Origin of the sequence: Pseudomonas sp. R19M (assembly GCF_050312585.1) — a bacterium.
Classification (GTDB): Bacteria; Pseudomonadota; Gammaproteobacteria; order Pseudomonadales; family Pseudomonadaceae; genus Aquipseudomonas; species Aquipseudomonas palleroniana.
The window spans coordinates 1-14,211 of record NZ_JBNPJV010000079.1; the positions used below are offsets into that span (position 1 = coordinate 1).

Genomic DNA, 14,211 nt, shown 5'->3' on the forward strand with positions numbered 1-14,211 from the left:
ACATTCGTTGACTGTTACACCGCCATCGGGAGCAAGCCCCCTCCCACATTTGCTTTCCCAGTAGTTGGGAAATTTGTGTGTCGAAATATTCGGTGCACGAAATTTTCACATCTCATCCAAGACAATTCGCCGGCTTCATCTCCCATCCAAAGGCTCTATTTCGAGTGCCATTCACGGTGGGGCAGTGGTGCGCGTTCAGTAATTAATAGCCTTGCCGCCGTTGATCGGGCACCATTCGCGCCACTGCATTACTTCGAAACTTAAACTTCCAATGGGTCCTGAAACGACATGGCAAACCCGGACGCCCTGAATCAGCAGCGAGCTTCAAATCGCCTGCTGCAACCGACCGTCAAATCCCATCTGGCGTACACACTGCTTTGCGCACTGGTCATGATGGTGATGTTCTCCCTGCTGCGCCTGGCGCTGCTGGTCTACAACCGTGAGATGATCCTCGATACGCCGGCCTCGACCTTCCTCGAAGCGTTCGCCAACGGTACGCGCTTCGACATCCGCTTTGTGATGTATGCGCTGGTGCCGCTGCTGCTGGCGTTGTTCAGCGTGCGAGCCATGGCGGCGCGGGGGTTCTTCCGTTTGTGGCTGACCGTCGCGTCCAGCATTGCCCTGTTCCTGGGCCTGATGGAAATGGACTTCTACCGCGAGTTCCACCAGCGCCTCAACGGCCTGGTCTTCCAATACGTGAAGGAAGACCCGAAAACCGTGATGAGCATGCTCTGGTACGGTTTCCCGGTGGTGCGTTACCTGCTGGCCTGGGCCGTGGGTACGCTGATCCTGAGCATGGCCTTTAAAGGTGCCGACCGCGCAACGCGCCCCCGTGGCCCGTTCAGCGGCGGCAGCATCGGCACGCGCCAGGTGGCGCCGTGGTACACCCGTATTGCGGTGTTCGTGGTCTGCCTGTTGATCGCTACCGTCGCCATTCGCGGCACCCTGCGCCAGGGCCCGCCGCTGCGTTGGGGGGATGTCTACACCACCGACTCGAACTTCGCCAACCAGCTGGGTTTGAACGGCACCCTGTCGCTGATTGCCGCCGCCAAGGCGCGTTTCTCCGAAGAGCGTACCAACATCTGGAAGGCCACCCTGGACCAGCCGCTTGCGACCCGGACCGTGCGCGACATGTTGCTGCTGCCGGCCCATGAGAAGCTGGTAGACACCGCCAGCGCCGCCGTGCGCCGTGACTTCACGCCACCGGCCGAGAAGACCCTGCCGATCAAGAACGTCGTGGTGATCCTAATGGAGAGCTTTGCCGGTCACTCGGTAGGCGCCTTGGGGCGTCCGGGCAATATCACCCCGTACTTCGACAAACTGTCCAAGGAAGGCTTGCTGTTCGACCGCTTCTTCTCCAACGGCACCCACACCCACCAGGGTATGTTCGCCACCATGGCCTGCTTCCCGAACCTGCCGGGCTTCGAATACCTGATGCAGACGCCGGAAGGCAGCCACAAGCTGTCGGGCCTGCCGCAGTTGCTCAGCGCTCGCAAATTTGACGACGTGTACGTCTACAACGGCGATTTCGCCTGGGACAACCAGTCGGGCTTCTTCAGCAACCAGGGCATGACCAACTTCATCGGGCGTAACGACTTCGTCAACCCGGTGTTCTCCGACCCGACCTGGGGCGTGTCCGACCAGGACATGTTCAACCGTGGCCTGGAAGAGTTGAAAGCCCGCGAAGGCGGCAAGCCGTTCTACGCACTGCTGCAAACCCTGTCCAACCACACGCCGTACGCGTTGCCGACGCCATTGCCGGTAGAGAAAGTCACCGACCGTGGCAGCCTCAACGAGCATTTGACCGCCATGCGTTACTCCGACTGGGCCTTGGGCCAGTTCTTTGAAAAAGCCCGTAAAGAGCCGTACTTCAAGGAAACCCTGTTCGTGATCGTGGGCGACCACGGTTTTGGTAACGAACAGCAGATCACCGAGATGGACCTGGGCCGCTTCAACGTGCCGATGCTGATGATCGCACCGGGCATGCAGGAGAAGTTCGGCGTGCGTGACCACACCGTGGGCACCCAGATCGACATCGTGCCGACCATCATGGGCCGCCTCGGCGGTGACACCCTGCACCAGTGCTGGGGCCGTGACTTGCTGAACCTGCCGGAAGGCGACAAAGGCTTCGGCGTGATCAAGCCATCGGGCAGCGACCAGACCGTCGCCTTGCTCACCGACGACCGCGTGTTGGTATTGCCTAAGGACATGCCACCGAAGCTGTGGGAATACGGCTTGGGCGAAAACCCGACCGGCAAAGTCATTCCGGACTCGCCGGATGAGGCGGCGTTGAAGCAGAAGCTCGAATCGTTCCTGCAAACCGCAACCAAGAGCCTGCTGGATAACACGGCAGGTGTGGTGGATGGCAAGCCGGACTAATTAACCGGCAATAAAAAAGAGGCCTCTATATGAGGCCTCTTTTTTTGGGCGGCGCTTATATGCGACCGAGCAACAGCAACACCAGCAGAACGACCAGCACGACACCCAGGATACCCGATGGGCCATAGCCCCAATTACGCGAGTGAGGGAACACCGGCAAGCCGCCGACCAACAGCAGGATCAGGATAATGATCAGAATGAGGCTCATGTTTTCTTCCTTATTGGCCTTGGGTAAAGACCGGTTGTTTAACGAGAGGCCCGCCAGTTGTTCACGGACGCCTTGATAACTCCGACTGTGCCCCTTTAAAGAAAATTCCCTGTTTCTTTAAAGCATTTTGCAAACTTTCTTATTTCTTTTAATGCGCTCGCAAATAGCCAGGCTTAGTTGAAAAAGATTGAACTTACCCGATAAGCCAGCCTCGTACCCGCTCGCCGGTTTGCCCGAGGCATTCATCAATTGGATGGTGCGTGGGTACGGGAAAAACCTTCGCTACACTGCCGAGCACTACTTCCGAGAACACAAGGCAACTTCTCTATGCAAAATCGCATGATGATCACTGGCGCCGGGTCCGGGCTGGGTCGTGAAATCGCTCTGCGCTGGGCCCGTGAAGGTTGGCAGTTGGCCTTGTCGGATGTCAGCGAGCCGGGCTTGCAGGAAACCCTCAAGCAGGTGCGCGAGGCCGGTGGTGATGGCTTCACCCAGCGCTGTGATGTGCGTGACTACAGCCAGCTCACGGCGCTTGCCCAAGCGTGCGAGGTGAAGCTCGGCGGCATTGATGTCATCGTCAATAATGCCGGGGTCGCGTCGGGCGGCTTCTTCGCCGAATTGTCCCTGGAGGATTGGGACTGGCAGATTGCAATCAACCTGATGGGCGTGGTCAAGGGATGCAAGGCGTTCCTGCCGCTGTTGGAGAAGAGCAAGGGCCGGATCATCAACATCGCCTCGATGGCGGCGCTGATGCAGGGGCCGGCGATGAGCAACTACAACGTGGCCAAGGCCGGTGTGGTGGCGCTGTCGGAAAGTCTGCTGGTGGAACTCAAGCAGCAGGAAGTGGGCGTGCATGTGGTGTGCCCGTCGTTTTTCCAGACCAACCTGCTCGACTCTTTCCGGGGGCCGACCCCGGCGATGAAGGCGCAGGTGGGCAAGTTGCTGGAAAGCTCGCCGATCTCGGCGGCAGACATTGCCGATTACATCTACCAGCGCGTGGCCGCAGGTGAATTCATGATTCTGCCCCATGAGCAGGGGCGGATGGCCTGGGCCTTGAAGCAAAAGAACCCGCAATTGCTCTACGACGAAATGACGCTGATGGCCGACAAGATGCGGGCCAAGGCGCAAGCCGTTAAGGGCTGATTAGCGTGCAGTCTGTCAGGCAAATTACCTGTTGATGTAGGTAGTGCCTGATTTGACCGCAAGCCATTGCTGGGCCCTATTCAAGCGCGCATGGTCAAGGTCCTGTCACTCCAAAAGGACAACCGCCATGCTGGTCTTAAGCCGCGCCATAGGCGAAATCATCTCCATCGGCGATGACATCGCTTTGCATATCCTCGAACTGAACGGTACCCAGGTAAAATTCGGTATCGCGGCGCCCGTGGGCGTCAAGGTGCACCGTGCCGAGGTCTACCAGAAGATACTCGAACGCCAGGCAGCCCAACCCCACACCGCCACCAACCCCTGAAACGTCCTCAGTCGAACAGATGCTTGGGCACATCGTGCTTGAGCATCAACTGGCATTGCTCGCTCTCGGGGTCGAATACGATCAGCGCCTGGCCCTTGGTCAGGGCTTGACGTACGCGCAGTACGCGGGTTTCCAGCGGCGTGTCGTCGCCATTGTCGGTGCCGTCGCGGGTGACGAAGTCTTCGATGAGCCGGGTCAGGGTATCGACTTCAAGTGCATCGTAGGGAATCAGCATACAAGCCTCAGAGGTAGGGTCCCGGCGATCCTACTGCGCCGGGGCCCTGGTTACCAGCAGCGTCAGGACTTCTGACCGACCAGGCTGTCCACCGACGGCACGCGAGTGTCGCTCTCCATCTGCGTCTCGTGTTCCAGCTGATGGCTGAACCTGTCCAGAGAGCCCTGGGCCGGTTGTGCATCGCTGGCGAATACCGGCGGGCTGAGAATATAGGCGCCCAACAGGCGGCTGAGCGCGGCCAGGCTGTCGATGTGCGTACGTTCGTAGCCGTGGGTGGCGTCGCAGCCGAAGGCCAGCAGGGCGGTGCGGATGTCGTGGCCGGCGGTGACGGCCGAGTGGGCATCGCTGAAGTAGTAACGGAACAAGTCGCGGCGTACCGGCAGCTCGTTGTCATTGGCCAGGCGCAGCAGGTGGCGAGACAGGTGATAGTCATACGGCCCACCGGAGTCCTGCATCGCAACGCTCACGGCGTGCTCGCTGGAGTGCTGGCCGGGTGCGACCGGCGCGATGTCGATCCCCACGAATTCACTGACATCCCAGGGTAGGGCGGCCGCCGCGCCACTGCCGGTTTCTTCGGTGATGGTGAACAGCGGGTGACAGTCGATCAGCAACGGTTCGCCACTGTCGACGATGGCCTTGAGGGCGGCGAGCAAGGCCGCGACGCCGGCTTTATCGTCCAGGTGGCGGGCGCTGATATGCCCGCTCTCGGTGAATTCGGGCAATGGGTCGAAGGCCACATAGTCGCCCACGCTGATGCCCAGCGAATCGCAGTCGGCGCGGGTGGCGCAGTAGGCGTCCAGGCGCAGTTCCACATGGTCCCAACTCACCGGCATTTCATCCACTGCGGTGTTGAAGGCGTGTCCGGAGGCCATCAGCGGCAATACACTGCCGCGAATCACACCGTTGTCGGTAAACAGGCTGACCCGGCTGCCTTCGGCAAACCGGCTCGACCAGCAGCCCACCGGCGCCAGGCTCAGGCGACCATTGTCCTTGATCGCCCGTACCGCCGCGCCGATGGTGTCCAGGTGCGCGGACACGGCACGGTCCGGGCTGTTTTTCTGACCCTTCAGGGTGGCGCGAATGGTGCCGCGCCGGGTCATTTCGAACGGAATGCCCAGTTCTTCCAGGCGTTCGGCGACGTAGCGCACGATGGTGTCGGTAAATCCGGTCGGGCTGGGAATGGCGAGCATTTCCAGGAGGACTTTTTGCAGGTAGTTCAGATCCGGTTCGGGGATGGTTCGGCTCATAAAGACTCCTAAGGTCGGATCGTTCAGCTGTGGGGAAACAGCAAGTCCACAAATTTTTGCGCAGTGGGTTGCGGCTCATGGTTGGCCAGGCCGGCGCGCTCATTGGCTTCGATAAACACGTACTCGGGCTGGTCTGCCGCGGGCACCATCAGGTCCAGGCCCACCATTGGGATGTCCAGGGCACGGGCGGCTCGCACGGCGGCATCCGCCAGGGTGGGATGCAGGATCGCGGTGACATCTTCCAGGCAGCCACCGGTGTGCAGGTTGGCCGTGCGGCGCACCGCCAGGGTCTGGCCAGGTGGCAGGATGCTGTCGTAGTCATAGCCGGCGGCATGCAGCGTGCGCTCGGTTTCGCCATCGAGCGGGATCTTGCTTTCGCCATCGGTGGCCGCTTGGCGGCGACGGCTTTGGGCCTCGATCAAGGCGCGGATGCTGTGGTGACCATCGCCGGTGACTTCGGCCGGGCGACGGATCGCGGCGGCGACCACTTCAAAGCCGATCACCAGAATGCGCAGGTCCAGGCCCTGGTGAAAGCTTTCCAGCAGCACCCGGCTGTCGAACTGGCGTGCCGCCTCGATGGCCTGTTGCACGTCTTCGATGGTCTGCAAGTCCACGGCCACGCCCTGGCCTTGCTCGCCGTCCAGCGGCTTGACCACGATGCGCTGGTGCTCATCGAGAAACTCGAGGTTGTCATCGGCACTGCCTGCCAATTGTTGTGCCGGCAAGTTCAAACCCGCCGCCTTGAGTACTTTGTGGGTCAGGCTTTTGTCCTGGCACAAGGTCATGCTGATCGCGCTGGTCAGGTCGCTGAGGGATTCACGGCAGCGCACACGGCGCCCGCCATGGCTGAGGGTGAACAAGCCGGCCTCGGCATCATCGACCTGTACATCGATGCCCCGGCGATGGGCTTCTTCGACGATGATCCGTGCATAGGGGTTGAATTGCGCCTGCGGACCCGGCCCCAGAAACAATGGTTGGTTGATGCCATTCTTGCGCTTGATCGCAAACGTGGTCAGCGCCCTGAAACCCAGCTTGGTGTAAAGGTTCTTGGCCTGGCGGTTATCGTGCAGCACCGACAGGTCGAGATAACTCAGGCCACGGCTCATGAAATGCTCGACCAAGTGACGCACCAGTACTTCACCCACGCCGGGGCGAGTGCACTGCGGGTCGACCGCCAGGCACCACAGGCTGCTGCCGTGTTCCGGGTCGTGAAAGGCTTTCTGATGATTGAGGCCCATCACGCTGCCGATCACCGCGCCGCTGTCTTCGTCTTCGGCCAGCCAATACACCGGGCCGCCTTGGTGGCGGGGCGTGAGACGGGCCGCGTCGACAGGCAACATGCCGCGTCCCTGGTACAGCAGGTTGACCGCCTGCCAGTCGGCATCGGTCTGTACGCGGCGTATGCGAAAGCCGCGAAATACGCGGGTGGCCGGGCGATAGTCGGTAAACCACAGGCGCAGGGTGTCGGAGGGGTCGAGAAACAATTGTTGCGGGTCGAGCCCGAGAATCTGCTGAGGCGCGGCCACGTACAGCGCGATATCGCGCTCCCCAGGCTGCTCCTTGAGCAGTTCTTCGGCCAGGCTGGCGGGGTCGGGAAACGTATGGCCGATCAGTAACCGGCCCCAGCCGCAATGCACGGCAATCGGTTCAGCGTGGTGCGGGTTGCCATCCTCGGCCAGTCGGGCTTGCAGGCGCTCGTAGGACGGCGCCTGGCCCTTGAGCAAACGTTGGCTGTAAGCCGCTGCATGGGGTTTCATCGATCAGATTCCTTGTTCGCTGAGCCACAGGTTCAGCGCCGCCAGTTGCCACAGTTTCGAACCGCGCAGCGGGGTCAGTTGACCTTGCGGGTCGGTGAGCAGGCGGTCGAGTGTGGCCGGGTTGAACAGGCCTCGGTCCTGGCTGGGGTCCAGCAGCAGGTCGCGCACCCAATTGAGGGTGTCACCCTGCAAATGCTTGAGTCCCGGCACCGGGAAGTAACCTTTCTTGCGGTCGATGACTTCGCTGGGGATGACGCGGCGCGCCGCCTCTTTCAACACCTGTTTGCCGCCATCGGGCAATTTGAACTGGCTTGGCACGCGAGCCGACAGTTCCACCAGGCGGTAGTCCAGGAACGGCGTACGCGCTTCCAGGCCCCAGGCCATGGTCATGTTGTCGACGCGTTTGACCGGATCGTCCACCAGCATCACGGTGCTGTCCAGGCGCAGCGCCTTGTCCACTGCGGCATCCGCCCCCGGCATCGCGAAATGCTCGCGCACGAAGTCGCCCGCAGCGTCGTTGGCGGTCAGCCATTTCGGGGCGACGGTGGCGGCGTAGTCGTCGTAGCTGCGGTCGAAGAACGCCTCGCGGTAGGCACTGTAGGGATCGCTGGCGCCGTCCACCTGCGGATACCAGTGGTAACCGGCGAACAACTCATCGGCGCCCTGGCCGCTCTGCACCACTTTGCAATGCTTGGCCACTTCCCGTGACAGCAGGTAGAAGGCGATGCAGTCGTGGCTGACCATCGGCTCGCTCATGGCGCGGAAGGCCGCAGGCAGTTGCTCGATAATCTCGCTTTCGGCGATGCGCAACTGGTGGTGGCGGGTGTTGTAGTGCCGGGCGATCAGGTCCGAGTACTGGAACTCGTCGCCACGCTCGCCGCCGGCATCTTCAAAACCGATGGAGAAGGTCGACAGGCCCTCTACGCCGACTTCGCGCAGCAGGCCGACGAGCATGCTCGAGTCGACGCCGCCGGAGAGCAGCACACCGACATCCACGGCGGCACGTTGGCGGATCGCCACGGCTTCGCGGGTGCTGTCGAGGACGCGGTCGGTCCAGTCTTCGAGGGTGAGGTTGCGTTCATCCTCATGCGGGCCGTAGGGCAGGGTCCACCAGGTTTTCTGCTCGGTCTTGCCGTTGGCGTCCATGCGCATCCAGCTGGCCGGTGGCAGCTTTTCAATGCCGGCCAGCAAGGTACGCGGCGCCGGCACCACGGCGTGGAAATTCAGGTAATGGTTGAGTGCCACCGGGTCAAGGATCGGGTTGATGTCACCGCCCTTGAGCAGTGCCGGCAACGCCGAAGCAAAGCGCAAGCGCTGACCGGTGCGCGACAGGTACAACGGCTTCACGCCGAGACGGTCACGCGCAATAAACAGGCGCTGGGCATCCCGCTCCCAAATGGCAAATGCAAACATGCCATTGAGCTTGGGCAACAGCGCTTCGCCCCAGGCGTGATAGCCCTTGAGCAGCACCTCGGTGTCGCCGCCGGAGTAGAAGGCGTAGCCCAGGGCTTCCAGTTCTGCCCTGAGTTCCGGGAAGTTGTAGATGGCGCCGTTGAAGGCCAGGGACAGGCCCAGATGGGCGTCGACCATCGGTTGGGCCGAGCCGTCCGACAGGTCCATGATTTTCAGGCGACGGTGGCCAAGCGCAATCGGGCCCTGGGCGTGGAAGCCCCAGGCATCCGGCCCGCGCGGGGCCAAGTGATGGGTGATGCGTTCTATTGCTGCCAGGTCGGCAGGTTGATGATCAAAACGTAGCTCGCCAGCTAATCCACACATAAATTCCTTACCGGTTTTTCCGTTGGGGAGACTAAAAACTCACAGCGCCGTGAGGGCGCATACCCTGAAACTGACCCGAGGCATTTGTGGGAGTTTTAGACCGATAAGTTATAAGGCAAATGGCCGCGATCGGTTTTTGCCCGGTCCTTGTCGGGCGCGGTGTGCAGCGAATTGGCGTCAAATAACGCAATTTTGCATAGAAAATCTGCATTGATCGCACAGGACAATGCGGGGGTATTCGAATCTGTTTTCCTGTATTTCGCGCTTATCGTATCCATCGTTATTCAACGCAAAGGAAGACGTTGTCGATGGTGCCGAGACGCGAGTTGCTCAATGCCGCAAAGCCTGTGACCCAAGCCGAGATGGAGGCTGCCCTGCTGGAGATGACCGGCGACCTGGGCAAGGCCCGGGCGCTGCAGGCCACGCTGCCGCATTGGCTGCTGGAGGCCAAGTCCACTACTCTGCGAGCGATCGAACAAACCCACCGTGACAGCCAGGAGACGCGCCTGCGTGCTCAGCAACGGCTCGGGCGCCTGCAGTCGCTGGACAGGTTTTGCATTGAGCGATTACGCACTTTTTTACTGGGCAAGGGCGTAGCGGGCGTGGAAGTGGAGCGTGACACGCTGGAGCTGTCAAAACGCAGCTTGTCGGGCGTCGGCGCGGACCTGGGAGGCGCCCTGCAAGAGACCGTGACGGTCGAGACCCTCAGCCTGGTGCAGGCGGCGATGAAAAACTTTTCCGAGAGCCAGGCCGAACCTGGTGGCTTGTCCGCTTCGGCGCTGCTGCGCAGCGCGGCTACCGGGCAGGCCATCGCCGGCATGACGGTTACCGAGTTTGTCGGCTACTGCCGTGAGCTGGATCTGGGGGCGGCCTACCAGGCTCACGTGCGCAGCGTATTCAACCTGCGGGGGCCGGGCGCCGATGGGCAGGGTTTCAATCGGACAATCTTTGATCTTGGCGAATCCAAAAGCCTCGACCTGCAAATGGACCTGCATATCGCCTATGCCAAGGGTTACCTCGGCGAGCCGACCTACGACGGGTTGCTCAACCTGATCAAGGCTGACCAGCCGGCGGATGAATCGCACAGTTCGATTCCGGCCAATGAGCCGTGGATCTGGCAAGGCCTGAATATCGACGGCGTCTGCCTGTGGGGCGTCATGTTGTTCAGCCGGGAGCCCCCCGGCCAATTGCCGACCAGGCATTTTGTGGTCTACATGCCCAACGAACCGCTGCGCCCCTGGTACGAATACGCGCACCTGGAGGACTTCACGCTTTATCTGAGCCTGATGTTGCAAGCGCAGTCTTACCGCAAAACGTTCGGGGCTTATCTGGATGAGTCTGAGCGCCTGGAGTTTTTCCAGCGCTACGATACGGCGCGCAAGGTCGGCCCGTTACGAGTGATCCCGATACAGGTACGGTTGTCGGATTTCCTGGTTCAGGCCTGTATCGGCAAGATCCAGCTCGATGCCCTGGTATTGGCGGTGCCCAAGGCCGAAGTGGATGAAGAGGCCTGGCAGCAACGTCTGCAAACCTATCTGGATATCGGGCTGAACGCGCTCAACGTAGCCGGTTTTGTCGTCCCGGTACTGGGCCAACTGATGATGGGCGTGGCTGTCGGCCAACTGCTCGGCGAGGTGTTTGAAGGCGTCGAGGACTGGGCTCACGGCGAGAAGGACGAGGCGCTCCACCACCTGTTCAACGTGGCGGAAAACATTGTGGGCATGATGCTGTTCGCCGCAGGCGGGAAAGTCGTTGGCAGCCTCAAACGCCAGCTCACCCGGTCTTCGCGGTTCTTTGAGAAAGTCGAGCCCATCGCCTTGCAGGATCAGAGCTCGAGGCTGTGGCGCCCGCGGCTGGCGCCGTACAGTCAGCCGCCGGAAATGTTCCAGCGCGGATGGGACGTCGACTCCAGAGGCATCTACCAGGCCAACGGCAGTGCCTATGCGAGCATCGATGGCGCGCTGTACGCAATCAGCTTTGATCCGGTCATGGGCAAGTGGCGCGCCCTGCACCCGCGACGACCTGAGGCCTGGCGCCCGCCCCTGGAGCATAACCGGCAGGGTGGCTGGCAGCACGCGTTCGAGCGTCCGCAGGACTGGCATTCGCCCTCCTATAACCTGAGGCGGATCGATCCCGCGTTGAGCGCAGTGCCCGAGGACCCGTTGAACAGCCTCGCGGCCATCACCGAACTGGCACTGGCCGACATGCAACAACTGGCCCTGGAGCACGAACCCTTGCCGGAGCGTGTTCAGAACGCCGTGGCGCGCTGGCGCCTGCATCATAAAATCGGCGCGCTGACCTATACGCTTGAGCAGGGCGCGCGCGCCGATGCTGCCACCGCCCGTGTGCAAATGCTCGCCTTGCCGTTGATGCCGGGGTGGCCCAAGGGGCGCTTTTTTGAGGTGCGCGACGAGCCGGGTAATGTGCTCGAAAGCCTGGCGTTCCGGGAACCCTTCGACGATGAGGGCCTGCCTGTTCCTGTCAGCGAGCAACAGCTCAAGGAGGGTCAGGTGATGGACGTGCTGCTGCAAGCGCTCAGCAGTGAAGAACGTACACAGCTGCTTGGGCAAACCGTTGCGCGGGAACAGGCGTCCGAGGTGCTTCGAAAGCAGCTGCTGGCGACCGTCAACACACAGCATGCGCAGTTGCATCGTCGTCTTTATCAGGATTACGAAGGCATTGCTCAGGGGGAACTGGAGCCTTTGATCGCGCTATATCCCCAGTTGCCACGTCGAGTCGCCAGGGAGCTGGCCTCCCAGGCCCGCACGACTGATCGCCGGGTCTTGCATGAGAGCGGCCGCGTTCCGTTGCGCCTGGCGCGCAAAGCCCGACAGGCTCTGAATAAATTGCACGAGGACCAGGCACTGATGGGCCTGGTTTGGCCGCAATTGGCCAACGCGGGGACGCGACGTATCGCGCTGGGCACGCTTGAGCGTTTGCCGGGTTGGCCGCGGGATTTTTCGTTCCAGGTGCGCGAAGGGTATTTGACCGGACGCCTCCTTGAGCAGGTCGGGCCTGCCGGAGCGGCAGTGCGCCGTACGATCGTCGAGTCCGCCGAGGGTTTTCAGGTGTTTGACGAGCAAGGCCATAATCTCGGCGCGCACATCACCGGCCCGGACGGTTTGTATCAGGCAATCGTCGATTGCCTGTTGGATACCCAGCGCACTGCCTTGCGCCTGGCCGGCGCGCGCACCGGCAGTCAACTGCGCAGCCAACTGCGTTTCAAGTCCCAGGGCGAACGACATCGCGTGAAGGGCTACCTGTGGCCAGAGCGGGGCATGCCTGAAGCCGCGCCGACGTCCTGTATTCAAGCGCAACTGAGGACGCCCGCCGCGCATCCGCCGGCGCTGGTGCGTAAGCTTAAAAAGTTGTATCCGCTTTTGAGCGACGTGGAAATTTCACGATTGATCGAGGGCGCCGGCCACGACCACGTGTCCCGGGCCATGAGGGTGGATGCGCTTGAAGGTGACTTCGCTTCACTGCACGGAGCGCTGAAAACCTGGAGCAATCAGCGGGCACCGAGTAACAGCGAAGCGATTGCGCCCTGGGATCAGCGCCTGAGCCGGCTCCAGGCCATGAACCTGATCGAGCGGTGCTGGCGGCGGATGAGCCTGGCGCGCGACGAGCACGGCTTGCGTGTGCCAACCCTTGAACTCGACGGCATGCTGTTGGGAGGCTTGCCGACGTTGCCGTCGTCCATTCAATTCGAGCATGTTCAGCGTTTGTCGTTGAGAAATATGCGCCTGGGCGATGACGTTGCGTATTTTCTCAAGCACTTCAAGGCGGTGCACACCCTCGACCTGACACAGAATCACATCACGCGGCTGCCCGAAGTACTCGGGCAAATGCCGCAGTTGGTGCGGTTGAACATGGCCAACAATCAGTTGCAGTTGACTGAACACACCCTTCGCAAGCTGGCCGGCCTGCGCAACCTGCACTCGCTGAACCTGAGCGAAAACCCGCTGATTGACGTGCCGCAAGTGGGGAAGATGCTCGACCTTCGCGAACTGCTGCTGCGCAATTGCAAGCTCACCGACTTTCCCGAGGGTTGCCGGCGGTTGCCGTGGCTGGAGCATGTCGACTTGCGCCAGAACGAAATCAAGGTATTGCCGGACTGGTTGTTCACCATGCCCCGACGGTTTACCGAAGCATTCAACCTGCGGCTCAACCCGCTGTCATTCTCCAGCCGACTGGCGCTGAAGAATTATCGGCTCAACCACGGCACCGGCATGGGTTTCCTTGAGGATGACCTTGTGCGCTTGAGCGAACAGCGCGCCCGGGAGCTGTGGTTAGGCGATGACGGGGTGAGCCATTACGCTGAAAAGAACCGGGTGTGGCAAGGCCTCGCGGATGAGCCGGGCTCCGACGGCCTGTTCAACTTGCTTGCCGAACTGGGCGGCACAGCGGATGCGCACTTTGTACATGAAGACCTTGATCGGCGAGTATGGCGCGTGCTGATGGCCGCCGCCGACGACGAGGATTTGCGTGAGGAGGTATTTCAGCGCGCCGCCACACCGCTGCGTTGCGATGATGCGGCGGCCAACAATTTCAGCACACTGGAAGTGCTCACGGAGATCAGCGACGCCACGCGCTTGATCGAGGGCCGGGTACTGACGGCCAAACCGTTGCTGAAACTGGCCAGGGGATTGTTTCGACTGGACCAGTTGGAAGGTATCGCGCGCCGCCACAGTGACAGCAACCCTGCGGTAGATCCGCTGGAAGTCAGCCTCGCTTACCGCACTGGGCTGGTCGACCGCTTCCACCTGCCGGGGCAACCCCTGCATATGCGCTTTGCGCGCCTGGGTGGGGTGACGCCCAGTGCGCTGGACAGCGCCGAGCAGCAAGTCAAGACGGCTGAAATGTCGTCGCGCCTGTTGAATTATCTGGTCGAGCTGCCGTTCTGGACAGACTATCTGAAGCGCGTCTTCGGCAGCCGTTTCGAGCGTTTGAATCAGCCGTACAACCGGCGTGTGAACGAGGTGTTCGACTTGAGCCTGACGCTGAGTGACATCGATTATCGCGACCAGATGAACGTGATCCTGCACGAGCAGGAAAAAGCCCAGGCGGCCGAGATCCGGCGCCTGAGCGAGGATGCCTTGCGCATCGATGACCTGGGGATCTGCCCCTTGCCCTGAGGGGCG

General features: G+C 61.4%; 9 protein-coding genes. 4 read left to right on the top strand and 5 right to left on the bottom strand.

Features of this window, described 5'->3' with window-relative positions; translation table 11 throughout:
• Nucleotides 1–288: 288 nt before the first annotated feature.
• Complete coding sequence (locus ACQRBT_RS16795) at nt 289–2,379, top strand: LTA synthase family protein (RefSeq protein WP_412046512.1); 2,091 nt, start codon at nt 289–291, stop codon at nt 2,377–2,379.
• Nucleotides 2,380–2,434: 55 nt separating this feature from the next.
• Here ACQRBT_RS16795 and ACQRBT_RS16800 read toward each other — a convergent pair whose 3' ends face one another.
• The gene (locus tag ACQRBT_RS16800) at nt 2,435–2,587 is read right to left on the bottom strand and encodes a DUF3309 family protein (RefSeq protein ID WP_015885095.1); all 153 of its coding nucleotides are present in this window, start codon (nt 2,585–2,587) and stop codon (nt 2,435–2,437) included.
• A 327-nt stretch (nt 2,588–2,914) separates the two neighbouring features.
• Between ACQRBT_RS16800 and ACQRBT_RS16805 the strand changes: the two genes are divergently transcribed.
• Together ACQRBT_RS16805 and csrA are read left to right on the top strand one after the other, a co-directional pair.
• Nucleotides 2,915–3,730, top strand: coding sequence for an SDR family oxidoreductase (locus tag ACQRBT_RS16805; protein WP_090369641.1), 816 nt, complete (start codon nt 2,915–2,917; stop codon nt 3,728–3,730).
• A 127-nt stretch (nt 3,731–3,857) separates the two neighbouring features.
• On the top strand, nt 3,858–4,055 hold the full coding sequence (csrA, locus tag ACQRBT_RS16810; protein WP_060755941.1) for a carbon storage regulator CsrA: 198 nt from the start codon (nt 3,858–3,860) through the stop codon (nt 4,053–4,055).
• 7 nt (nt 4,056–4,062) lie between these two features.
• Here csrA and ACQRBT_RS16815 read toward each other — a convergent pair whose 3' ends face one another.
• From ACQRBT_RS16815 to ACQRBT_RS16830, 4 genes are all read right to left on the bottom strand, one after another.
• Nucleotides 4,063–4,290, bottom strand: a complete 228-nt coding sequence (locus ACQRBT_RS16815; protein WP_003192759.1) for a YheU family protein — start codon at nt 4,288–4,290, stop codon at nt 4,063–4,065.
• Nucleotides 4,291–4,352: 62 nt separating this feature from the next.
• On the bottom strand, nt 4,353–5,537 hold the full coding sequence (locus tag ACQRBT_RS16820) for an osmoprotectant NAGGN system M42 family peptidase (protein ID WP_090369643.1): 1,185 nt from the start codon (nt 5,535–5,537) through the stop codon (nt 4,353–4,355).
• A 23-nt stretch (nt 5,538–5,560) separates the two neighbouring features.
• A complete protein-coding gene (gene ngg, locus ACQRBT_RS16825) occupies nt 5,561–7,294 on the bottom strand; it encodes an N-acetylglutaminylglutamine synthetase (protein WP_060755939.1) in 1,734 nt (577 codons plus the stop codon).
• A gap of 3 nt (nt 7,295–7,297) precedes the next feature.
• Complete coding sequence (locus ACQRBT_RS16830; protein WP_412046511.1) at nt 7,298–9,070, bottom strand: N-acetylglutaminylglutamine amidotransferase; 1,773 nt, start codon at nt 9,068–9,070, stop codon at nt 7,298–7,300.
• A 308-nt stretch (nt 9,071–9,378) separates the two neighbouring features.
• Here ACQRBT_RS16830 and ACQRBT_RS16835 point away from each other — a divergent pair, with 308 nt between their 5' ends.
• Nucleotides 9,379–14,205 carry an NEL-type E3 ubiquitin ligase domain-containing protein gene (locus ACQRBT_RS16835; protein ID WP_412046510.1) on the top strand — a complete coding sequence of 1,609 codons (4,827 nt, stop codon included), beginning with the start codon at nt 9,379–9,381 and terminating at the stop codon, nt 14,203–14,205.
• The last annotated feature ends 6 nt before the right edge of the window (nt 14,206–14,211 follow it).